General features: G+C 63.9%; 21 protein-coding genes and 1 tRNA gene. 11 read left to right on the top strand and 11 right to left on the bottom strand.

Going from position 1 to position 20,805, the window contains the following annotated elements; genetic code table 11:
- Window positions 1-2 precede the first annotated feature (2 nt).
- The 3 genes from VCS63_RS06595 to VCS63_RS06605 are packed head-to-tail and all read right to left on the bottom strand — an operon-like array spanning window position 3 to window position 2,978.
- Entirely contained in the window at window positions 3-980 is a 978-nt protein-coding gene (locus VCS63_RS06595) for an ABC transporter substrate-binding protein (protein WP_063639498.1), read from the bottom strand.
- Between the two features lie 24 nt (window positions 981-1,004).
- A complete protein-coding gene (locus VCS63_RS06600; protein WP_042795296.1) occupies window positions 1,005-1,760 on the bottom strand; it encodes an ABC transporter permease in 756 nt (251 codons plus the stop codon).
- Between the two features lie 57 nt (window positions 1,761-1,817).
- Window positions 1,818-2,978 carry a M24 family metallopeptidase gene (locus tag VCS63_RS06605; RefSeq protein ID WP_131798616.1) on the bottom strand — a complete coding sequence of 387 codons (1,161 nt, stop codon included), beginning with the start codon at window positions 2,976-2,978 and terminating at the stop codon, window positions 1,818-1,820.
- A 104-nt stretch (window positions 2,979-3,082) separates the two neighbouring features.
- Between VCS63_RS06605 and VCS63_RS06610 the strand changes: the two genes are divergently transcribed.
- Entirely contained in the window at window positions 3,083-3,973 is an 891-nt protein-coding gene (locus tag VCS63_RS06610; RefSeq protein WP_042795295.1) for a LysR family transcriptional regulator, read from the top strand.
- Between the two features lie 28 nt (window positions 3,974-4,001).
- Here the strand turns inward: VCS63_RS06610 and VCS63_RS06615 are convergent.
- Window positions 4,002-4,075: transfer RNA gene (locus VCS63_RS06615), tRNA-Cys, on the bottom strand.
- Between the two features lie 162 nt (window positions 4,076-4,237).
- Between VCS63_RS06615 and VCS63_RS06620 the strand changes: the two genes are divergently transcribed.
- Both VCS63_RS06620 and ptsJ read left to right on the top strand, forming a co-directional pair.
- A complete protein-coding gene (locus VCS63_RS06620) occupies window positions 4,238-6,502 on the top strand; it encodes an arginine/lysine/ornithine decarboxylase (protein ID WP_323878998.1) in 2,265 nt (754 codons plus the stop codon).
- A gap of 115 nt (window positions 6,503-6,617) precedes the next feature.
- Entirely contained in the window at window positions 6,618-7,913 is a 1,296-nt protein-coding gene (ptsJ, locus tag VCS63_RS06625; protein ID WP_323878999.1) for a transcriptional regulator PtsJ, read from the top strand.
- A 6-nt stretch (window positions 7,914-7,919) separates the two neighbouring features.
- Here the strand turns inward: ptsJ and VCS63_RS06630 are convergent, their stop codons facing one another.
- A complete protein-coding gene (locus VCS63_RS06630) occupies window positions 7,920-8,465 on the bottom strand; it encodes a carboxymuconolactone decarboxylase family protein (RefSeq protein WP_042795292.1) in 546 nt (181 codons plus the stop codon).
- Window positions 8,466-8,587: 122 nt separating this feature from the next.
- Here VCS63_RS06630 and VCS63_RS06635 point away from each other — a divergent pair, with 122 nt between their 5' ends.
- From VCS63_RS06635 to VCS63_RS06660, 6 genes are all read left to right on the top strand, one after another.
- Window positions 8,588-9,454, top strand: a complete 867-nt coding sequence (locus tag VCS63_RS06635) for an AraC family transcriptional regulator (protein WP_323879000.1) — start codon at window positions 8,588-8,590, stop codon at window positions 9,452-9,454.
- A gap of 112 nt (window positions 9,455-9,566) precedes the next feature.
- A complete protein-coding gene (locus VCS63_RS06640; RefSeq protein ID WP_042795289.1) occupies window positions 9,567-10,409 on the top strand; it encodes a YggS family pyridoxal phosphate-dependent enzyme in 843 nt (280 codons plus the stop codon).
- Between the two features lie 5 nt (window positions 10,410-10,414).
- Window positions 10,415-10,687 carry a hypothetical protein gene (locus tag VCS63_RS06645; protein WP_042795288.1) on the top strand — a complete coding sequence of 91 codons (273 nt, stop codon included), beginning with the start codon at window positions 10,415-10,417 and terminating at the stop codon, window positions 10,685-10,687.
- A gap of 11 nt (window positions 10,688-10,698) precedes the next feature.
- Window positions 10,699-11,394, top strand: coding sequence for a glutamine amidotransferase (locus VCS63_RS06650; RefSeq protein ID WP_149063650.1), 696 nt, complete (start codon window positions 10,699-10,701; stop codon window positions 11,392-11,394).
- A gap of 258 nt (window positions 11,395-11,652) precedes the next feature.
- Complete coding sequence (locus VCS63_RS06655; protein WP_063639505.1) at window positions 11,653-12,138, top strand: cupin domain-containing protein; 486 nt, start codon at window positions 11,653-11,655, stop codon at window positions 12,136-12,138.
- Window positions 12,139-12,234: 96 nt separating this feature from the next.
- Window positions 12,235-13,581, top strand: a complete 1,347-nt coding sequence (locus VCS63_RS06660; RefSeq protein ID WP_042795286.1) for an MFS transporter — start codon at window positions 12,235-12,237, stop codon at window positions 13,579-13,581.
- Here the strand turns inward: VCS63_RS06660 and VCS63_RS06665 are convergent.
- The 4 genes from VCS63_RS06665 to VCS63_RS06680 form a co-directional block, all read right to left on the bottom strand.
- Entirely contained in the window at window positions 13,553-14,230 is a 678-nt protein-coding gene (locus VCS63_RS06665; RefSeq protein WP_042795284.1) for a GntR family transcriptional regulator, read from the bottom strand. The genes VCS63_RS06660 and VCS63_RS06665 overlap by 29 nt on opposite strands.
- Before the next feature lie 144 nt (window positions 14,231-14,374).
- Window positions 14,375-15,118, bottom strand: coding sequence for a GntR family transcriptional regulator (locus VCS63_RS06670; protein ID WP_323879002.1), 744 nt, complete (start codon window positions 15,116-15,118; stop codon window positions 14,375-14,377).
- 34 nt (window positions 15,119-15,152) lie between these two features.
- Window positions 15,153-16,127 carry a Bug family tripartite tricarboxylate transporter substrate binding protein gene (locus VCS63_RS06675; protein ID WP_076817462.1) on the bottom strand — a complete coding sequence of 325 codons (975 nt, stop codon included), beginning with the start codon at window positions 16,125-16,127 and terminating at the stop codon, window positions 15,153-15,155.
- Window positions 16,128-16,200: 73 nt separating this feature from the next.
- Window positions 16,201-16,647 (bottom strand): cupin domain-containing protein, encoded by a 447-nt coding sequence (locus VCS63_RS06680; RefSeq protein ID WP_063639508.1) that lies wholly within the window; start codon window positions 16,645-16,647, stop codon window positions 16,201-16,203.
- Between the two features lie 171 nt (window positions 16,648-16,818).
- Here VCS63_RS06680 and VCS63_RS06685 point away from each other — a divergent pair, with 171 nt between their 5' ends.
- Together VCS63_RS06685 and VCS63_RS06690 are read left to right on the top strand one after the other, a co-directional pair.
- On the top strand, window positions 16,819-17,700 hold the full coding sequence (locus VCS63_RS06685; protein ID WP_280133466.1) for a dihydrodipicolinate synthase family protein: 882 nt from the start codon (window positions 16,819-16,821) through the stop codon (window positions 17,698-17,700).
- Window positions 17,697-18,662 (top strand): Bug family tripartite tricarboxylate transporter substrate binding protein, encoded by a 966-nt coding sequence (locus VCS63_RS06690; protein WP_042795280.1) that lies wholly within the window; start codon window positions 17,697-17,699, stop codon window positions 18,660-18,662. The genes VCS63_RS06685 and VCS63_RS06690 overlap by 4 nt, the downstream gene beginning before the upstream one ends.
- 4 nt (window positions 18,663-18,666) lie before the next feature.
- On the opposite strand, the gene VCS63_RS06695 is transcribed toward VCS63_RS06690, so the two are convergent.
- Window positions 18,667-19,572: a LysR family transcriptional regulator gene (locus VCS63_RS06695; protein WP_063961918.1), complete on the bottom strand. Its 906-nt coding sequence runs from the start codon at window positions 19,570-19,572 to the stop codon at window positions 18,667-18,669.
- Between the two features lie 54 nt (window positions 19,573-19,626).
- A complete protein-coding gene (serC, locus tag VCS63_RS06700; RefSeq protein ID WP_112967041.1) occupies window positions 19,627-20,709 on the bottom strand; it encodes a 3-phosphoserine/phosphohydroxythreonine transaminase in 1,083 nt (360 codons plus the stop codon).
- Between the last annotated feature and the right edge of the window lie 96 nt (window positions 20,710-20,805).

The raw sequence follows: 20,805 nt of genomic DNA on the forward strand, positions 1-20,805 counted from the left end.
GTCTAGTCCTTGTTGTAGTCGTTGGTGTAGAGCGTGCTGGTCGGGACCGGGCTTGCGATCTGACCCGACTGAACGAACTGATCGACCATGGCTTGCCAGTCCTTTTCCGAAGACACGCCGAACGGCAGCCCCTTGGTATTGGGCGTGCTGGCCGCCTGCAACGAGAGTTGCAGCTGCCGCACCAGCTGTTCGCGGTTGCGCGCCTGTTCGGGCCGCTGGCGCACCAGGGCGTCGACCGTAGCGGCGGGGTCGGCTTGCGCCGCCTCATAGGCCTTGCGAGTGGCGCGCAGGAAGCGGCGCGCAATCTCGGGATTGGCCTCCAGCCATTTGGTGTTGGCTGCAAGTCCGCCTTCCAGCGCGTTGACGCCGAAGTCGGCATAGGAGAAGTAATGCACCTTGGCGCCCTGGGTTTCCAGCGGAGGGATGTGGAAGTAGGTCACGCCGGTGATGGCGTCGGCGCGCCGTTGGAGGAACAAGGCCGTCTTGGTGCCTACGGCGGGGGCAATGACGTTGATTTTCTTCTGGTCCACGCCGTTCAGGGCGGCCAGCACGGGGAACATCTGGGCCGTCGATTCGGACGCGCTCATTCCCAGGACTTTTCCTTCCAGGTCCTTGGGCGCGCGCACGGGGGCGTCGGCATGGCTGATGATGACCATGGGCGAACGTTGGTGCACGGCGAAAATGCCCTTCAGCGGCATGCCTGCGGCCACGCCCTTGAGCATGGTGCCGTAGTCCATGAAGCCGACGGGATCGATGCCCTGCGCCACCAGTTTCGCGGTGTTGCTCGAGCCGCTGCCTTCGCCGATGCTCAGGTCTATGCCTTCGGCCTTGTAGAGGCCCTTGTCGATGCCGTAGTACAGCGGTGCATGCGTGCCATAGATGCTGTAGTCCAGGCGCAGGCTCAATTTGTCCTGTGCGCTGGCGGCGCCGGCAGCCAGCAGCAAAGTCAGGGCCCAGCCAAGTCGGGTTTGGAATTTCATGATGGAGTCTCCGTTAGGACAGGATCAAACCGACGGCAGGGCGTCGCTGCGCACGCTGATGTGCCAGGGAATCAGGAACCGTTCGGAAAATTCGACCAGGTAATAGAAGACCAGGCCGATGAGCATGAGCGCGACCAGCACGGCGAAGAGCAGTGTGGTGTCCAGGTTGGCGTTGGCGGACAGCAGGACATAGCCCAAGCCGCTTTCCGCGCCCACCCATTCACCTACGACCGCACCCACGGTGGCGAAAGCGATGGCGACCTTCAGGCCGGAAAATATCTGTGGCAGGGCATAGGGCAAGCGGATGCGCAGAAAGGTCCGCAGGGCGCCCGCCCGCATCGAACGGGCCAGGTCGTTGAGGTCCGCGTCCACCGAACGCATGCCGGCCACCGTGCTGACTACGATGGGGAAAAAGGCCACCGAGAAGGCGATCAGGATCTTGGGAAACAGGCCCAGGCCGAACCAGATGATGATGAGCGGGGCGACCGCCACCTTGGGAAACGCCTGCGACACGACCAGCAGCGGCATGATGGCGCGTTCCAGCGGACGCGACCAGACCAGCACGATGCCCAGCGGTATGCCGACGGCGATGCTGAGCAGAAAGCCGCCCAGCGTCTCGACGGAGGTGACCCAGGTGTGGTGCCCCAGGAAGGCCGAGTCCGTCCACAGCCGTTCAAGCACGCTCAGCGGCGTGGGCAGCAGGTAGGCAGGCAGGCCGAAAAGCGGTATCGAGAAGTGCCACAGCAGCAGCACCCCGATGACCGCGATCGTTGGATACATCCAATTCTTCAACACGGCAATTCCCCTTGTATGTTGTTGGCGCGCCGGTCTTGGTTGTCAGGCGTCGATTTCGATCAGCTCACGCGGGTAGCGGGTGAGGACTTCGCAGCCGTCCTCGGCGACAGCCACGCTTTCGCTGGCCATGAAACCGCCCTCGGGCATGAACAGCGAAGGCACGAGATGGAAGGTCATTCCCGGTTCGAGCACCGTGGGATCGTCCGGGCGCAGCGCCAGGAACCGTCCTTCGGCCCAATTGGGCGGAAACCCGATGCCTATGCCGTAGGCGGTGCGGTGGTCGAAGTAGTGCGCAAGGCCGGCGCGTTCAAAAACCGCCCGGCAAGCCTGATCCACTTGCGCGGACGTGACGCCGGGCCGGATGGCGTCGATGGCGGCGTCCAGCGCGGCGATGACAGTGCCGGCCAGGAACCGCTGCCGCTCGGTCGCGCGCCCGACCACGCAGTTGCGCGAGATCATGGCGTGATAGCGGTTGATATTGGCCGCGGCCTCCAGGAACACCAGATCGCCTCGCTTGAGCTCGCGGCGCTGCCAGGTCGTGAAGCACACGCCGCTGGCGTGCCCGACCGCCACCAGCGGTACGCGGGTGTATTCGCTTCCGGCCTTGGTGGCCCCGTGCAACATGGCAGCGGCCAGGTCGTTTTCGGTGGCGCCCACGGCGATGGACTGCACCGCCGCATCGATGCCGGCGACTGCCGCTTGCGCCGCCTGGCGCATGAAGCCCAGCTGCGCGGGGGTTTTGATCTTGCGCGCCTCTTCGATGGGACCTTGCCAGTCGGCCAGGCGCGCGTCCAGGCGAGCCAGCAGCTGCTTGTAGGCGGCCACGCTCAGGTAGCCGGACGTCGTTTCCAGGCCGATGCGGCCGGACGGCAGGATGTCTTTCAGGTAGGCAGCCAGCACCTCGACCGGATCGCTGACGTCGTCGATGGCGATGAAGCGCGCGATGTTGCGGTTGCCGGTCGCCACGGCGTGGTTGACCTGGCGTGAAACCATGGAGATGCGGCCGTCGGCGGTGACCACCAGGCACTGGAAGGTGAAGTAGCCGATGGAGCGGTAGCCGGTAAGCCAGTAGATGTTCTCGGGGTCGAACAGAATGGCCGCCGAGAGGCCCTGGGTCCCGATGTCTCGCGCAAGCAGCGCAAGATTCGCGGCATAGACGTCCGGGCCGAACGGCAATTCCATGGAAGCGTAGTTTTCCGACACGATGGGTCCTGGAGAGAAGTCGAGCGTTCATCCTAGGAACAAACTACATAACTGCCTAATACCAATAATTGCCATGTCTATAGCCAAATAGTTATAGTCACCGCATGAACGTGCGAGAGATAGAAATCTTCAGGGCGGTGATGCGCGAAGGCTCGGTTTCCCGGGCAGCCCAGGTGCTGCTGATTTCGCAGCCTGCCGCCAGCAAATACATCGCCCAGCTGGAACGGCGCGTGGGCGTGGCGCTGTTCGTGCGCAAGGGCGGGCGCCTCTTGCCCACGCCCGAAGGCAGGGCGCTCTACGGACAGGTCGACCGGCTTTTTTCGGGTATTTCGCAGCTGGAGAGCTTTATCAAGGACCTGGGCAGCGAAAAACAAGGGCACCTGACCGTTGCCTCCCTGCCGCTGCTGTCCTTGACCGTCATGCCTGACGTGTTGGCCAGTTTCATGGCGGAACGTCCCAATATTTCCGTGGCGCTGCAGACACGCAGTTCGGCGCGCATCGTGGAGTGGGTGGCCGCGCGCCAAGTGGACATGGGCGTGTGCTTCTGCGCGGCGCAGCACCCGGGCATCGTGGCAGAGCCGCTGGTCAGCCTGCAGCTGTATTGCGCCATTCCTCCTGGCGACCCGCTGGAAAAGTTCGACACCATCCGTGTCGAACAGCTGGCCGGCCGGGATCTCATCATCTATGACAACCTGGATCACACGCGCTTCTGGCTGGAAGCGCTGCTGGAACAACAGAAGGTCTACGCGCGCCGGCGCGTGCAGGTGTTCTGGACATCGGTGGCGATGGAACTCGTGATGCGCGGCGTTGGCATCGCGCTGGTGGACCGCCTGACCGCCGCGCGCATCCCGGGCGGGCTGGATCAGTTGCGGCCGCTGGAGCCGGTGGCGTCCTTCGACCTGAGCCTGGTGTGGCCGGAGCACTGGCCGTCGTCGGTCATTGCCTTGTCCTTCGCGGACGCGTTGCGCGAGCATCTGCGCGATCACGCAACCTAGAGCGCCGCATCCGTCCCGGCCAGGAAACTGGAGGCGCGGGCTGGAATCGAACCAACCTTCGCGGATTTGCAATCCGTTGCATAGCCACTCTGCCACCGCGCCATTTGTTTTGTCCTAAGACATATATAATTCTGACCGAGGACAAAATAATTTGCAAGCGTCCAATGCGACGCACTGCTGCCGCGCACCCCTATGCACAGGGGGCGCGGCTGTCCTTGCCGCTGGGCCGCCATGGGGGCGGCCCGGATTCGTCAGAGGACAGCCATGCAGTTTCAGTTTCCCATCGTGATCATCGACGAGGACTTCCGCTCGGAGAACACGTCCGGCCTCAGCATCCGGGTCCTGGCCGAGGCCATCAAGGCCGAGGGCTTCGACGTGCTGGGGACTACCAGCTATGGCGATCTAAGCCTGTTCGCGCAGCAGCAAAGCCGTGCCAGCGCCTTCATACTCTCCATCGACGACGAGGAGCTTCTTCACGGGGAGGGCGTGGCGCCCGCGTTGCTGGCGTTGCGTGAATTCATCAACGAAGTCCGGCGCCGCAACGCGGACGTGCCGATCTACCTGTACGGCGAAACCAAGACCGCCAGGCATATTCCGAACGACATCCTTCGCGAGCTGCAGGGCGTGATCCATATGTACGAGGACACGCCGGAGTTCGTGGCGCGGCACCTTATCCGCGAGGCGCGTGCCTATCTGGAAGGCGTCAAGCCACCCTTTCTGAAGGCGCTTCTGGATTACGCGGAGGACGGCTCCTATTCCTGGCACTGTCCCGGGCATTCCGGCGGCGTCGCCTTCCTGAAAAGCCCGGTCGGCCAGATGTTCCATCAGTTCTTCGGTGAAAACATGCTGCGCGCGGACGTTTGCAACGCGGTGGAGGAACTGGGCCAGCTGCTGGACCACAACGGCGCCATCGGCGCCAGCGAACGCAACGCGGCGCGCATCTTCAATGCGGACCATTGCTACTTCGTGACCAATGGCACCAGCACCAGCAACAAAATCGTCTGGCACCACATGGTGGCGCCGGGCGACGTGGTGCTGGTGGACCGGAACTGCCACAAGTCGATCCTGCATAGCATCGTCATGACGGGAGCCATTCCCGTGTTCCTGCGGCCCACGCGCAACCATTTCGGCATCATCGGCCCGATTCCGCGTAGCGAGTTCGATGTCCAGACGATCCGGGAGAAGATTCGCGCCCACCCGCTGCTTAAGCATCTGGACGCCGAAGAGGTCCGTCCACGTGTGATGGCGCTGACGCAGTCCACCTACGACGGCATCATCTACGACACCGAGACGATCAAGGCGGCGTTGGACGGTTACGTGGACGCTTTGCATTTCGACGAGGCCTGGATGCCGCATGCGGTGTTCCACCCGTTCTATGGCGCGTACCACTGCATGGGCAAGCAACGCGCGCGGCCCAGGGAATCGCTGGTGTTCTCCACGCAGTCTACCCACAAGCTGCTGGCGGGCATCAGCCAGGCCAGCCATGTGCTGGCGCAGGACTCCATGACGCGGCGGCTGGACCGTCACCTGTTCAACGAGGCCTACCTGATGCACACCAGCACCAGCCCCCAGTACGCCATCATCGCCAGCTGCGACGTGGCCGCGGCCATGATGGAGCCGCCCGGCGGAACCGTGCTGGTGGAGGAGAGCATCGCGGAGGCGTTGGACTTCCGCCGGGCGATGAAGGAGGTCGGCTCGCATTTCGCGCAGGATGATTGGTGGTTCAAGGTGTGGGGGCCGGAATCGCTTGCGCCGGAAGGCATAGGCTCGCCTGACGACTGGATCATTCGGGCAGGCGACGCCGGGGCGACCTGGCACGGATTCGGCGCGCTGGCCGACGGCTTCAACATGCTGGATCCGATCAAGTCCACCATCGTCACGCCCGGGCTGGATCTGGACGGCAACTTCGCTGGCAGCGGCATTCCGGCTTCTATCGTCACCAAGTTCCTGGCCGAGCATGGCGTCATCGTCGAGAAGACGGGCCTGTACAGCTTCTTCATCATGTTCACGATAGGGATCACCAAAGGCCGCTGGAGCTCTCTCCTGACGGCTCTACAGCAGTTCAAGGAGGACCATGAGCGAAACCAGCCCATGTGGCGGATCCTGCCGGAGTTCTGCCGCAAGTTTCCGCGCTACGAGGGGATGGGCCTGCGCGACTTGTGCCAGCACGTGCATGCGACGTATGCCCGTCACGATATCGCCCGGCTGACGACGGACATGTACCTGACCGACGTGACTCCGGCGATGAAGCCCTGCGACGCCTATGCCTGCATTGCCCAGCGCCGGACAGAAAGGGTTGAGATCGACCATCTGGAGGGCCGCATCACCACCAGCCTCATTACGCCCTATCCGCCAGGGATTCCGCTGCTGGTGCCGGGCGAAGTGTTCAATCGGACCATCGTCGATTACTTGAAGTTCTCTCGCGAACTGAACCGGGAATGTCCGGGATTCGGCACGGACATCCATGGCTTCGTCGAGCTGCCCGATGCGGACGGAAACCGCCGCTATTACGTGGATTGCGTGCGGTAAGCACGCTTTATCCGGACATGCGATCCGTGTCAAACTTACGCCTGGAATTGACCAGCATTGACTTCACGCGGGCCGGCCGCTGTCAGTGCCAGGAACCGGATTGTCTTAGGACGCTATGAAAATACAAGGAAAGACCGCCGCAGAAATCTTCGATTGCGTGCGTGCGCTGGCACAATCGGGACAGCTGCCGCCGGGCCAGGCGCTGCCCCCGGTGCGCGATCTGGCGGTCGAACTGGACATCAACCGCAATACCGTCGCGGCTGCCTACAAGCGGCTGGTGACGGCAGGCATAGCCCTGACGCAGGGCCGGCTGGGTACGATCATTCGCGACCAATCCGGCCCCGGTGAACAGGAAGGCGCGCTATCGGATTCCCCGCTGGCAGACCTGGCCAGCGGCAATCCGAACCCGGCGTGGTTGCCTGACCTGAGCGCGGCCCTGGCCATCCGGCCGTACAAGCCGCGGCTGTATGGCGAGCCCACCGTCAACGCCGGGCTGGAGAGTTTTGCGCAGGCCTGGTTCGCGCCTGACTGCCCGATGCCCTTCGAGGTCAATCTGACCCATGGCGCGGTGGACGCCATCGAGCGGCTGCTCAGCTCTCACCTGGTGGCTGGGGATAAGGTGGCTGTCGAGAATCCCTGCTTCCTGAGCAGCATCAATATGCTGCGCATCGCCGGCCTGCAAGCTCTAGGCGTGCCCGTGGATGCCGAGGGCATGCAGGCACAGGCCCTGGAAACGGCGCTCGCGAAGGGCGCGCAGGCCGTCATTCTGACCCCACGGGCTCACAACCCCACGGGGTGCAGCCTGACGGAAAAGCGGGCGCGCGCGCTGGCGCGGGTGCTGGCCAGGTATCCCCACGCCCTGGTCATTGTGGACGACCACTACGCCTTGCTATCGGACAAGGAATACCATTCAGTGCTGCCGGCGGGCGTGCAGCGCTGGGCGCTAATTCGTTCGTTCTCCAAGACCCTGGGGCCCGACGTGCGCCTGGCGATGGTGGCCAGCGATCCCGCGACGTCGCGGCAGTTGCGTCTGCGGCTGGCCTCGGGAACCAGCTGGGTCAGCCATCTGCTTCAGGACGTGGTCGAAGTTACGCTGGGCCGCCCCGAGGTCGCCAAGCAGATGGCGCAGGCGCGCAAGGATTACGCGCAGCGCCGCAAAGACCTGGAAAATGCCCTGCTTGAGCAGGGCGTGCCGTGTGCTACGGAAGGCGACGGGCTGAACCTCTGGGTGCCGCTGGACACCGACGACCAGGCCGTTGCGTTGGCCTTGGCCCATCGCGGCTGGCTGGTACGCCACGGCGACGCCTTCGGCGTGCAGGAGCCGGTCAGGGGCTTGCGCATCACCATATCTGCCATCGAGCCCGGCCAGTGCCGCAAGTTGGCGCGCGACATCCGGGAAAGCTTGGGCTGAAACGATTTACGCGGCTTGGCGCAGTTTTACCGCCGGGAAATCCACCGGTACTGCAAACGCCACGTTGACGTAGTTAGTGAACAGGTTGAGCGCAACGTGCGCCAGGATTTCGACGATCTCCTGGTCGCTGTAGCCGGCCGCACGCACCGCCTGCACGTCGGCTTCGCTCACCTGTCCGCGCGCGTCCACCAGCTTCAGCGCGAAGCGCAGCGCCGCGGCGGTCTTGGGATCGGCGGCGTTGCCGCCTTGGGCGGCGGACATTTCCTCGGCGCTGGCGCCAGCCTTGCGGCCGAGAGCCGTATGGGCGGCAAGGCAGTATTCGCACGCATTGCGGTCGGCCACGGCCACGGCGATCTGCTCGCCTAGCTTGGCGGGAATGACGCCGCCGCCCAAGGCGCCGAATGCACCCCACATGCTTTGCAACGCCGCAGGCGAGTTGGCGACCGCCTTGAACATGTTCGGGGTTGCGCCAAATGCGCCATGGATCTGGGTAAGCAGCGCCTTGCGGTCCGCAGTGGTGGTGCTGGCATCGATAAGAGGGACTCGGGACATGTCGGTAACTCCTGAAAATGAAAAAAGGGCCGCCGGTATCGGACTGGCTGGAGAAATCGTACGTAGAATGTCTGGACGAAAGGTGTTGTTCAGTCCATAAAATATGTCCTGGAGTCCAATGCATGAACGATCCTATCCCTTTCCAGGTTGACCGCCTGTCGGCGCTGCTGGATCGTTTCCGCGTGCGCGCCACGTTGTTCCACACGGGCGCGTTGTGCGGCACCCAGGCGTTCGAGCCTGTGCCGGGACGTGGCTTTCTGCATGTGTTGCGCCGAGGCGAGATGGAAGTGCGGCACCGGCCGGGCGAAACCGCCACGCCGTGCCTGCGATTGGCCGAGCCGACCTTGTTGTTCTACCCGCGCGCCGTGCATCATGAGTTCGTGAACCCGCCGCGGGACGGTTCGGACTTCACCTGCGCGGCGCTCGATTTCGACGGCGGAGAACGCAATCCCATCGTTCAGTCGCTGCCATCCGTGATACGGATACCGCTGGATGCGGTGGAAGGTCTGAGGCCTGCGCTGGACCTGCTATTCGCCGAGGCGGATCACGTGCGCTGCGGTTCGCGTTTGCTGGCCGACCGCTTGTTCGAGGTGGTGCTGATCCAATTGTTGAGGTGGATACTCGATCACCCGCAGGAAGCGGGCGTGACCGGCGGCCTGGTAATGGGGCTGGCGGATCCTCGCCTGGCCCGGGCATTGGTGGCGCTGCATCGGTCTCCTTGCGAAGAGTGGTCCCTGGCCAGGATGGCGACGATGGCAGGCATGTCTCGCAGCGCATTCGCGGCGGCCTTCAAGGAGGCAACGGGCTCTACGCCTGCGGCCTATCTGACGGACTGGAGGTTGAGCCTGGCGGCGTCCATGATGCGATCGGGGCGCGCCGTCAAGCTGGTGGCCGCGGAGTTGGGGTTCGCCAGCGCATCGTCGCTGTCCAAGGCATTCCGCCAACGGATGGGCGTGTCGCCGCGGGAATGGCTGACCGCCAAGGTTTGAAGTCTGTCCGCAGACGCCCATGTCATCGTGATAATATTGACCTATGACAAAACAACGGACGGCATAAGCGTTATGCAGAACGCGGGCCGTCATTCCTACGCGAGGTTCAGGCATGAGCGAGCACGGCCCGGAACAAGACAACGGCACCCAGACACAGCATGACCAGCATGGCCGCTGGCCGCAGGCGCAGACGGTCGAGGACTTCCGGCACAACCTGGCTACGGTCCATGAGCGCATCGCCAACGCGGCCCGGCGCGCCGGCCGCGACCCCGCAGCGGTGCGCCTGCTGCCAGTGAGCAAGACCGTGGAAGAAGCGCGCATCAGGCTCGCCTACGAGGCCGGGTGCCGCTATCTCGGCGAGAACAAGCTTCAGGAAGTGTCCCGAAAATGGGAAGCGATGGCGGACCTGACCGATCTGAAGTGGTCGGTCATTGGCCACCTGCAGACCAACAAGGCCAAGCTCGTGGCCCGCTATGCGGCCGAATTTCAAGCGCTGGACAGCCTCCGCGTTGCGGAGGCGCTGGATCGCCGGCTGCAGGCGGAAGGTCGGCAGCTGGACGTGTTTGTGCAGGTCAACACATCCGGTGAAGCCAGCAAGTACGGGTTGCAGCCGGACGAGACGGCGGCATTCCTGCGCGAACTGCCGGCGTTCTCGGGACTGCGTGTGCGCGGCTTGATGACCCTGGCGCTGTTCTCGGCCGAGGCGGCGCGCGTACGTCAGTGCTTTGTGTTGCTGCGAGACTTGCGCGATCAGTTGCGTCAGGATGCGCCATCGGGGATAGGCCTGGATGAATTGTCCATGGGCATGTCCGGCGACTACGAGATCGCCATCGAGGAAGGGGCCACCGTGGTACGTGTCGGGCAAGCCATCTTCGGGGCGCGCAACACGCCCGATTCGTACTATTGGCCGACCGAAAGCGGCGCGGAGTCGCGCTCGCCCAACGGGCAGGAGTAACGCGCATGCCGGTGTATCGACTCATCATCAGGCGCGACGGCCGCCTGATCGGGCACTTCGAATCTACCGCCGCTTCCGCGCTGGCCGACAGCCGCGACATCGCGGCGCGGCTGCCGGCCAAGGACGGCTACCAACTCAGCCTGCAGGTTGCAGACGGCGAACGGCGTCTGCTGGAAAGCACGCCCCAGGGGATCCGGCTGCTGGCGTCGGAAAACCTGTTCGTTTCTACGCCCGACGGCTTGCTGGGCGGCCTGGACGGCCACCCGAACCCGCAATAGGAGAGTCCCGAATGAGTCTGAACGCAGTGGCGATCCGCCACGTTCCTTTTGAAGACCTGGGCATCCTGGCGCCTATCCTGGCTGAACGCGGCTACAGCGTGCAATACCTGGATGCCGGCATCGACGCTATCGACGCCGCCACCCTGGGCAACGCCGACCTCGTCGTGGTCCTGGGCGGGCCGATCGGAGTCTACGAAACCGGCCGCTATCCCTTTCTAGAGTTGGAGTTGCGCGCCATCGCGCACCGCTTGCGGCTGGACAAGCCCACGCTGGGCATCTGCCTGGGCGCGCAACTCATGGCGGCGGCCCTGGGCGCGGAGGTAGTGTCCACCGGCCGCGCGGAAATCGGCTATGCGCCGCTGACGCTCACGCCCCAAGGGCAGGAATCCGTATTGAGCGCGGTCGAGTCCGTGCCCGTGCTGCATTGGCACGGAGACCAGTTCGCTATTCCCGAGGGAGCGGCGCGCCTGGCTGAAACGCCGGGTTTCCCGAACCAGGCGTACGCGCTTGGACCGAGGATACTGGGCCTGCAATTCCATCTGGAGGCGGATGCCACGCAGATCGAACGCTGGCTGATCGGTCATGCCTGCGAGCTAAGCCTGCGCCATATCGATCCCGCAGCGATCCGGGAGGACGCGCGGCGTTACGGTCAACGGCTTGAACGCAGCGCGCGCCTCGTGATGGAACGGTGGCTGGACCAGATCTGAGTTTTCCCCTGCGTTGGCGCCTTTGGGGCAACCGGGCTCCTTAGACGTCATCGCCTCGCCCAGGTGTCTTTGGGGCGCGCCGCGCCCCGCTTTTGCCCGCCGCAGCCTTGCGGCTGTCGGCATTTCAATCGGCCGCCATTCCTCACGCTGGACCTAAGGGTTAAACCCAGTAGCCGCCCAGGTGCGTGATCAATAGGATCCCGATTTATATAAATGGGATCCCATTTGTATGTGTCACTTTCTTTGGACGGACTGCACATGACCAGCATCGACACCATTACAGGCAAGAAGATCATCAACGAGGGCGGCCGCGCAGGCCCGCTGACCGAAGACCACCAGGGCATGCGCGCCCATCACGAGGATGATCTCGAGTGGACCAACCTGCGTTACGAAGGCCAGTTCGCGAAGATGATGTTCCATCCGACGGCGGAGGATCCAACGATTCCGAATGCGGGCATCGTGCGGTACGAAAAGGGTTCCGGGCACCCGCTGCACAACCACTACTTCGCGCAGGTCTGGTACATCCTGGACGGAAAATTCTTGATTGAAGGCAAGCTCTACGGCAAGGGATCCATGATCTTCCACCCGGACCCCCACTTCGAAAGCGCGCTGGAGACGATCGAGGCCGGCTCCATCCTGTACGTGCAATACGTGGGCCCGCACACCCGCCAGGGCGCGATCTACGAAGGCCGCTTCAACGTCAGCGAAAGAAAGAGCCTGGCCGAAGAAACCACCGCGGTCTAGCCGGACGGTAAGCCTGCCGACTACTGGGCCCCAAGCCCTGCGCGCAGCAGGGCATGGCCCAGGCGCCGGCGCAGAAAAAAATATTGGAGACCAGAGATGAAAGCCATCTCAGAACAGCCTTCCTCGCGCTCGAAGAAGCATTACGTGACCGCGGGTCTTTCCAGCATGATCGGGACCACCATCGAGTGGTATGACTTCTTTCTTTACGGCATTGCGGCAGCACTGATTTTCAACAAGATCTACTTTCCCGCCATTGATCCCATCAGCGGGACCTTGGCGGCATTTGGCACCTATGCTGTCGGCTTCATTGCGCGGCCCTTGGGCGGAATCGTGTTCGGCCACTTCGGCGACCGCGTCGGACGCAAGTCGATGCTGATGATCAGCCTGATGCTGATGGGCGTGCCCACTATCCTGATCGGCTTGACACCAAGCTACGAGGCGATCGGGTATTGGGGCGCCGTGGCTCTCGTCTTCTTCCGTTTTCTCCAGGGACTGGCCGTGGGCGGCGAATGGGGCGGTGCCGTTCTGATGGCGGTGGAGCATGCGCCCGAAGGCAAGAAGGGATTGTTCGGCAGCTTGCCGCAGGTGGGCGTTGCTCCCGGCTTGATCCTGTCTTCGCTTGCGATGGGCGCCGTCTCGCGGTTGCCGGAAGCAGACATGCTGAGCTGGGGATGGCGGCTGCCGTTCCTGGCAAGCGTATTCCTGCTACTGGTGGGGTGGTACATCCGCGCCAAGGTCAGCGAATCGCCGGAGTTCAAGCAGGCCCAGGCCCAACCCAGGCAGGATGCGCTGCCTTTGAAGACGGTGCTGGCACAGCACAAGGTTCCCGTGCTGACCGCGCTGGTCGCGTGCATATCCGAAAAGACCTGGTTCTACACGCTGGCGACGTTCTCATTGACCTATGCCGTGGGCACGCTGGGCCTGCCTCGCGAGACCATATTGACCGGGGTCATCTGGGGGGCGGTGGCGGCGCTGTTCACCATTCCATTATTCGGCCTGCTGGGCGACGTGATCAGCAAGCGCGCGATATTCATCGTCGGCGCCCTGGGCATTTCATTGTTCAGCTCGACGTTCTTCTCGTTGCTGGGTGAAAAGACCTCTTATCACACGAACATCGCGATGGTGGTGGCCTTCGGCGTGGTCTATGCCGCGATGTACGCGCAGGAGTCCAGTCTATTCTCCAGCATGTTTCCGCCTGCGGTCCGCTATACCGGGATATCGCTGGCCGTGCAGATAGGTGGAGCAATTGGAGGCGGCACTGCGCCGCTGGTGGCGACGTACCTGCTGTCGCTGGGCGACGGATCGCCGCGGCTGATCGTGCTTTACCTGGTCGGACTTGGCCTGATCGCGGCGGGCTGCGGCATTTTGATGCGCCCCTATGGGCAGCAACGCGCCGCGGTCAGCGCGAAACTGGCTAGCGCCGCGTCTCCATCCATTCGATAACGAGCTCGGTCGTCCGGGAAATATGCGTGGCCATCGCCTCTCGCGCGGCGGGGCCATTGCGCAGGGTCAGGGCGGCGATGATGTCCTCGTGCTGCTTGATGTTCTCTTCCATCAGGCGGGGCGGCATCTTGGAGGCGAAGCCCAGCACGTTGGACACGATGCTGCCTTGCAATTCGCCGACCAGCTCATGCAGCCGCTCGTTATGGCTGGCCTGGGTGATCAAGCTATGGAACTTGGCGTTGAACTTGAGCCAGTCGGAACCGCTTTCGCTGCGCACGCGCGAGCGCAAGGCGTCCGCATAATGCTTCTGGTGTTGCGCCAGCAGCTCCAGGTCTTTGTCGTCGATCCAGTCGACCGCCAACTGTGCGGCCAGCCCTTCGAGTTCTGCGCGGATCTGGAAGGCTTCGCGGATCGCCCGGATGGACGGTACGGTGACCACGGCGCGTCCGGTGCTGGTCAGCGTGATGGCTCGGCGCGCTTCGAGAAACCGCAGCGCCTCCCGGATGGGGGTGCGGCTGGTTTCGAACTCGGTCGCAAGCTCGTATTGGCTCAAGGCATCGCCGGGCAGGTATTGCCCGTTCCTGATCCGCCGCAGAATCTCTTCCGAGATCTCGATCGAGGATCTAGACGTGTTCCTGGTCTCGCTCATGCTCGAATCCGTGTCGCTTCCTGTGCGTGTCGGCAGGCGCTCTACGGTACGCGGATTGCCAAGCCTATACATGCGCCTGGGCTACGCGTTGCGCCCTTTCGCCGGCATGGTAGCACGCGGCTTTCGAGCGAATTGGGGCCGAAGCTACCGCCGCGGTCGGCGGACTTCAGGGCGCTTTTGCAGCCATTCGACCACGAACTCTCCGGACTCGTGGATATGGCTGCGCATGGCCGCGCGCGAGGCGGCGGCGTCGCGCGCCGTCAGCGCTGCAACGATGGCCGCATGGTGTTCGATGTTCTTCTTCATGCGGGCTTCGTACATGCCCAGCACGGTCATGTTGAGGATGTTCTTGGTGTAGTCGGTGTGCAGGTCCTTGATGATGCGTTCCAGCGACGGGTTGTCGGCGGCGCGGAAGATCAGGGCGTGGAATTCCTGGTTCTTGATGACCCAGTGCCGCATGGACGCGGCGGCATGGCTCGGCGCGCCAGCGCCTCCCTCATTGACCTCGGCATACAGCGCGGTGACGGCATGCGCGCACTCGGTATGGGTGGAGTGCAGCCGTTGCAGGTCTGCGTCGGAAATCCAGCGCGCCGCCAGCTCGGCGGCCATGCCTTCGAGTTCGCCGCGCAGCCAGTAGTTCGCGCCGATGTCCTTGATGGTCGGCGCGACTACCGTGGCGCCGTAACGCGGCTGCTGCACGATCAGGCCCTTGATCTCCAACTGCCGGAATGCTTCGCGCACCGGCGTGCGGCTGACGTCGTATTCCTCTGCCAGGCTTTCCTGCCGCAGCTTCTGCCCGGGCGCATAGGCGCCATTGAAGATCTTTGCGGAGATGGACTCTACCAGGTGCTGCACCAACTCTTCGGCGGCGGGATATGCGCGATCCATGGCCTGACTTCCTTATCCGGTAACGATCATGCGGCTATTTTGCGGGTTCCGCGGAGAATACCAGCGCCCACTTCTTTTGCTCCAGGCGCATGCGTTCCAGGAAGACCTGCGAACCCGGGGGCATGGGCTGGCTGCCCTGCGCGTACAGCTGTGCCATGCCCTGGCTCCCCGCGACTGCGTGCATGGCGCGCTCCAGCTTGTCGAGTATGTCCTGGGGCGTTGCGGCGGGCGCGACCAGTCCGGAGATCGAGCCGACGTCGAATTCAGCGCCCAGGCTTTCGCGGGCCGCGGGAACGTCCGGCAGGTTCGGCACCCTTTGGCCCGACGTTACGCCCAACGCCCGCATCTTGCCGGACTGGATGAACGGTCCGGCGACCACGGTCTCCACCGCGGTTACGTCCACCACGCCGGACAGCAGAGCGGTGGCGGCTTCGGCGCCGCTTTTGTAGGGCACGTGCATCAACGTGGCGCCGGTCTGCTGCTGCATCAGGGCGAAAACCTGGTGTATCGACGTGCCCTGGCCGGAACTGGCGAACGAAACGGCGTCGGGGCGGCTGCGGGCGCGGGCGATCAACGCGGGCAGATCCTGGACCTGAGAGTTTTCGGGAACGACCAGGGCCAGAGGCGTGTTGGCGATCATAGAGACGTAGGCGAAGTCCTTGAGCGCGTCGTAGTTCAGCTGCTTGTGGATGAGCGGATTGACGGCGACCATGCCGTTCGTGATCACCATCAGCGTGTAGCCGTCGGGCTTGGCCCGGGCCACGATGTCCGCGGCGATGTTGCCACCGGCGCCGGGCTTGTTCTCCACGACCACGGGCTGGCCCAGCTCGGCTTGCAGCTGTTTGGCCACCGTGCGCGCCGTGAGGTCGGTGATGCCGCCCGCGCCGAAGGGCACGACCAGCGTGATGGGCCGATCCGGCCAGGCGGCCGCAAGGGTGGGAGCGGACAGCGTGAACGACAGCGCAAGCGTCAGGGACGCAAGGCAGGCGCGCGGGTTGGGGGCGTGCATGGTGTTTGTCTCCTTGGTTTTTTCTGGTTCTGGGCGGACGGCATGTCGGGACCGCCCCGCCGGCCCGCGGATATCAGTGTTCGAGGTCCTGCTCGGTGATTTCCGGCAGATCTCCCTTGATGTTCATGCGGCCTTCGTACACCGGCCGGCCGCCGGTCGTGGGGCCCTGGTACTGCACGAAGAACAGCGTGCCGCCGGTCTCGGTACTGAGCGCCTCCTCGATGTGGGGATCAGGATGAAAGACGACGGTGCCAGGGCCGTACTGTTTGCCGCCCATGTTGAACTCGCCCTCGATGACGTACCAGACCTGCGCAAAGTCGTGCTTGTGGAGCCGGAATCCCGCGCCAGGTTCATAGCGCAGAAAGCCGGCATTGGGTTCGGTGGGGCGTTCTTCCCGCGTATGGAAGAGGAACTTCGTCTTGTTCTTGAATCTGCCCATTTCCCATTCCATATCTTCCGGCCTGCGGTACTCGGGCATGTGATGGGTTTGCACGGGGTCGAGAACATCGTTGCTGCTCATGGCTTGCTCCTTCGTGAATTGGCGAGGAAAGTCTATCGGTGTTGCGCGGGAATTACTGGATACAAGATTCGCCGTTGGCAGCGCGCGCGAGATATCAGGCACCCAGGAAATAGGTATTGGACCGGCCTGCGCGACCTCCCTAGACTGCAAGCCGACATGGAGAAGCGAGCTATGCATTTGAAGGGAATCATCGGGTATCTGCTCACGCCTTGCGACGAAAGCGGCGGGGTGGACCATGCGCTGTTGGAGGCACACGTCGAGCGCTTGATCGGCGAAGGCGTGCATGCGCTTGCGCCATTGGGCAGTGTGGGCTGTCTGCCGTACCTGGACGATGGCGAGCGCGAGGAGGTCATCGACACAGTCATCGGCGCGGCGCGCGGACGTGTGCCAGTGCTTGCGGGCGTTTCCAGTTTGAGCACCGCCAGCACCGTGCGACATGCGCGCTATGCGGAACGCGCGGGCGCGGCGGCCCTGCAGCTCTTGCCCAGCACCTACTGGAAGCTGACCCAGGACGAGATCCTTGCCTACTACCGCGAAGTCTGCGAGTCGGTATCCGCGCCGGTGATGGTCTACAACAATCCGTTCACCACGGGCATGGATCTGCCTGTCGAGTTCCTGGCCCGTCTGGCCGAACTTCCCAATGTCACCATGATCAAGGAAAGCAGCCCCGATCCAACCAAGATCGCAAGGTTGCGGGCGGCTTGCCCGGCAAAGACGGCCGTGTACATCGGCTTGAACTGCATGGCGCGCACGGGATTCGCGGAAGGCGCTGCGGGCTGGTGCACCGCATCGGCCAACATCAGCGCATCGCACGCCCTGAATCTCTACCGCTGTGCGACGGCTGGGGACGCGCGCGGCGCTGATGAATGGTTCTCCCGGCAGATCGACCTGTTGAACTTCCTGATGGACCATGGCTTGCCCAGGACCGTCGCCGCGGGCCTGCAATTACGCGGCTTTGACCCCGGACGCCTGCGCGCGCCGCTGGCGCCACTGGCCGCGGAACCGGAACAACGGCTACTTGAAATCCTCAAAAAAATGGAGATAGTTCGATGAACAAGGGATTGCGCCGCTGGACGGCGGCTTTGTTGGGCGTGGTGATTCCGGCCGCGGTGGCCTGGGCGGGGCCTTATCCCGATCAGCCCATACGCCTGATCGTGCCCTTTGGCGCGGGCGGCGTGACGGATACGACGGCGCGCGTGTTCGCCGAGGGCCTGACACGCGAGCTGGGCCAGCCCGTCGTGGTCGAGAATCGGGGCGGCGCGGGCGGCTCCATTGCTGCGGGCGCGGTGGCAAAGTCGCCGGCCGATGGCTACACGCTGCTGGTGATCACCAACGGCATGGTCGCCGTGAATCCGCTGATCTACAAGAAGCTGCCTTACGATCCGAACAAGGACTTCACCTACGTTGCCATGCTGGCCAATACGCCTACCGTGCTGGCGGTGGGAGCGGAGAGTCCGTACGCGTCTCTGCCCGACATCATCAAGGCCGCTTCGGCGCAGGCGGACAAGATCGCGTTTTCCACCGCGGGCGAAGGTTCCGACAATTACCAGGTGCTGGAGCTGCTGCAACAGGCTACCGGCGTAAAGATGCTGCACGTGCCCTACAAGAGCGGTTCGGAGTCCATGACGGCGGTGATGAGCCGCAACACGGACCTGACGGCGGTTTCGGCCGTCACGGCCGTAGGTTTCATCGAGGCAAAGCAGATCCGTCCGTTTGCCGTGACTTCGTCGCGGCGCCTGCCCAATCTTCCTGATGTCCCCACCGTTAAGGAAGTGCTGGGCAAGGACGTGGAGGGCGGGTCGCTGTCTGGCATTGCCGTGCCCAAGGGCACGCCGGTTGAGGTTGTCGCGCGCCTGAACGCGGCCATTGCCGCGGTCGCCAAGAGCGCTTCGGTGCGGGACAAGATCTATGCGCGAGGCAGTGAGCCCGTGGATGGCGCGCAGGAAGCATTTGAACGGAAGGTCGTCGCGGAACAGAAGAAATGGGCGGACATCCTGTCCCGCCCGGCACAGTGAGGCGTTACGCGGTTTGCGGACCCAGCAGCTCGCGCGCCAAGTCGTTGAACCAGCGGACTGCAGGGTTCATCGACTCGGCGGGCGCCGCCAGCGCCATGGCGTAAGTCAATGGCAAGTCCGATTCGTCGGCAAGATCCACATAGGCCACGTTGTCGATGGCGATGCGGCGCAGCGCCGCCGGCACGATGGCGATGCCCAGGCCGGCGGCGATGAGCGGCAGACTGATGAGGGCGTGGGACGATTCCTGCAATACCCGTGGATGGAACCCGGCGCGCTGGCACGCAGCGACGATTTCACCGGCGAAGCCGGGGCTGTCGGAATGCGCCAGCGTCACCAGTGTTTCGTCCGTCAGGTCCGACAGCCTGACCTGCTTCATGCCGGCCACGCGATGACCAGCCGGCACGGCCAGAACCAGCCGCTCCCGCCGCAAGGCGGTGATCGCGATGCCCGGCACACCGGAGGCGGGCGGCACTAGGAAAGCCGCGTCCAGCTCGCCGCGCTGAAGCCCCGCCAGGATGCTGACGGTGCTGCCACTGCTCAGACGCAGGCGGATATGCGGAAAGCGCTGGGTGAACTCCGGGAGCATGCGTGGCAGCAAGTGAAGGGCTGCGCTGGGCACGGCGCATACCCGAAGCGCGCCCATGCGCCCCTCCGCCGCGTCGCGCGCGGCTTGCAGCGCGGCGTCGGCGCCCTCCAGCAGCCGCTTTGCTTCGCGCAGGAAGGCGCCGCCGGCGACGGTGAGGCGCACGCCCAGACGATCCCTTTCGAACAGGTCGGCCCCGATTTCAGTTTCAAGCCGCTTGATGGCTACGCTGAGCGGCGGCTGCGTCATATGCAGCCGCGCCGCCGCCTTGCGATAGTTCAGCTCCGTGGCCAGAACGACGAACTGCCTGAGTTGCCTGAAATCCATGTCGATCTCCGCGGGCGGCTTTTTGATATGGCCGCCGTGTCATGCACGCAGCCATCAGCCATGCGCGCGTTGGAAGTGTGTCATGAAGTCGGCCAGCGCGGCCGCCGCGGGCAGGTCCACTGCGTTGTAGAGGCTGGCCCGGATACCGCCGGTATGCGTATGCCCCTTCAGCCCCATCAGTCCGGCGCTTTCGGCCTGGCGCAGAAACAGCGGCTCCAAGGTAGAGTCGGCCAGAAAGAACGGGACGTTGTTGATGGATCGGAATTCCGGCCGAACCGCGTTGGCGTAGAAGCCGCCGCTGGCGTCGATCGCGCGGTACAGCAACCAGGCCTTGGCCTGGTTGGCCTGGTGGATGCGATTTATCCCGCCGTTGCGGCGGATCCAGCGCAGCGTCAGTCCTGTCAGGTACCAGGAAAACGTGGCGGGCGTGTTGAACATGGAATCCGCGCGCGCCGCGTGCGCGTAGTTCAGCACGTCGGGAGTGACGGACATCGCGCCATCCAGCAAGGCTTCGTCCACCACCACCACGGTAACGCCGGCCGGCCCCATGTTCTTCTGCGCGGCGGCGTAGATGAGTCCGTGGCGGGATACATCGATAGGTTTGGACAACAGGCTGGAACACGCGTCGCACACCAGGGGAACCTGCGCCTCAGGCGCGGTCGCGAACTGCACGCCGTGCACGGTTTCGTTTTCCGTGTAGTGCAGGTAAGCAGCGCCGGGATCCAGCCGCCATTCAGCGGGAGCGGGAATACGGTCAAAGCCGGTAGATTCGCTGCTTGCCGCGATGCGGACGGTGCAATAGCGCCTGGCCGCCTCGATGGCCTTGCCCGACCACAGCCCGGTGTGCAGGTAGTCTGCCGAGGCCTTGCCGCGCAGCAGGTTCATCGGTACCTGCGAGAACTGCAGCGATGCGCCGCCCTGCAGGAAAAGCACCTTGTAGCGGTCCGGTACCTGCAGAAGGGCGCGCAGGTCCAGCTCGGCCTGGCGGGCAATATCGATGAATACGCCAGACCGATGGCTGATTTCCATGATGGACATGCCGGTCCCGGCGAAATCGAAGAACTCCTCGTGTGCTTCCTGCAGCACTTCAAGCGGCAGCGCGGCGGGGCCTGCGCTGAAATTGTATGACCTTGCCATGATTCCTGATCCTGCGCCCGCCAGGCGCGGGCTCGTGCATTGTTGCGCCCGCGGTAACCGTGGCGAGCGGACGAGTCTACGGATAGAATGGCCGGC

It is taken from the genome of Achromobacter sp. D10 (assembly GCF_035282245.1).
GTDB classification, from domain to species: Bacteria; Pseudomonadota; Gammaproteobacteria; order Burkholderiales; family Burkholderiaceae_B; genus Achromobacter; species Achromobacter insolitus.

Bases quoted from the DNA above. Each gene is read 5' to 3' on its own strand.
- VCS63_RS06595 (WP_063639498.1), bottom strand. From the start codon at position 980: ATGAAATTCCAAACCCGACTTGGCTGGGCCCTGACTTTGCTGCTGGCT.
- VCS63_RS06600 (WP_042795296.1), bottom strand. From the start codon at position 1,760: ATGTATCCAACGATCGCGGTCATCGGGGTGCTGCTGCTGTGGCACTTC.
- VCS63_RS06610 (WP_042795295.1), top strand. From the start codon at position 3,083: ATGAACGTGCGAGAGATAGAAATCTTCAGGGCGGTGATGCGCGAAGGC.
- VCS63_RS06620 (WP_323878998.1), top strand. From the start codon at position 4,238: ATGCAGTTTCAGTTTCCCATCGTGATCATCGACGAGGACTTCCGCTCG.
- ptsJ (WP_323878999.1), top strand. From the start codon at position 6,618: ATGAAAATACAAGGAAAGACCGCCGCAGAAATCTTCGATTGCGTGCGT.
- VCS63_RS06630 (WP_042795292.1), bottom strand. From the start codon at position 8,465: ATGTCCCGAGTCCCTCTTATCGATGCCAGCACCACCACTGCGGACCGC.
- VCS63_RS06635 (WP_323879000.1), top strand. From the start codon at position 8,588: ATGAACGATCCTATCCCTTTCCAGGTTGACCGCCTGTCGGCGCTGCTG.
- VCS63_RS06640 (WP_042795289.1), top strand. From the start codon at position 9,567: ATGAGCGAGCACGGCCCGGAACAAGACAACGGCACCCAGACACAGCAT.
- VCS63_RS06645 (WP_042795288.1), top strand. From the start codon at position 10,415: ATGCCGGTGTATCGACTCATCATCAGGCGCGACGGCCGCCTGATCGGG.
- VCS63_RS06650 (WP_149063650.1), top strand. From the start codon at position 10,699: ATGAGTCTGAACGCAGTGGCGATCCGCCACGTTCCTTTTGAAGACCTG.
- VCS63_RS06655 (WP_063639505.1), top strand. From the start codon at position 11,653: ATGACCAGCATCGACACCATTACAGGCAAGAAGATCATCAACGAGGGC.
- VCS63_RS06660 (WP_042795286.1), top strand. From the start codon at position 12,235: ATGAAAGCCATCTCAGAACAGCCTTCCTCGCGCTCGAAGAAGCATTAC.
- VCS63_RS06665 (WP_042795284.1), bottom strand. From the start codon at position 14,230: ATGAGCGAGACCAGGAACACGTCTAGATCCTCGATCGAGATCTCGGAA.
- VCS63_RS06670 (WP_323879002.1), bottom strand. From the start codon at position 15,118: ATGGATCGCGCATATCCCGCCGCCGAAGAGTTGGTGCAGCACCTGGTA.
- VCS63_RS06675 (WP_076817462.1), bottom strand. From the start codon at position 16,127: ATGCACGCCCCCAACCCGCGCGCCTGCCTTGCGTCCCTGACGCTTGCG.
- VCS63_RS06680 (WP_063639508.1), bottom strand. From the start codon at position 16,647: ATGAGCAGCAACGATGTTCTCGACCCCGTGCAAACCCATCACATGCCC.
- VCS63_RS06685 (WP_280133466.1), top strand. From the start codon at position 16,819: ATGCATTTGAAGGGAATCATCGGGTATCTGCTCACGCCTTGCGACGAA.
- VCS63_RS06690 (WP_042795280.1), top strand. From the start codon at position 17,697: ATGAACAAGGGATTGCGCCGCTGGACGGCGGCTTTGTTGGGCGTGGTG.
- VCS63_RS06695 (WP_063961918.1), bottom strand. From the start codon at position 19,572: ATGGATTTCAGGCAACTCAGGCAGTTCGTCGTTCTGGCCACGGAGCTG.
- serC (WP_112967041.1), bottom strand. From the start codon at position 20,709: ATGGCAAGGTCATACAATTTCAGCGCAGGCCCCGCCGCGCTGCCGCTT.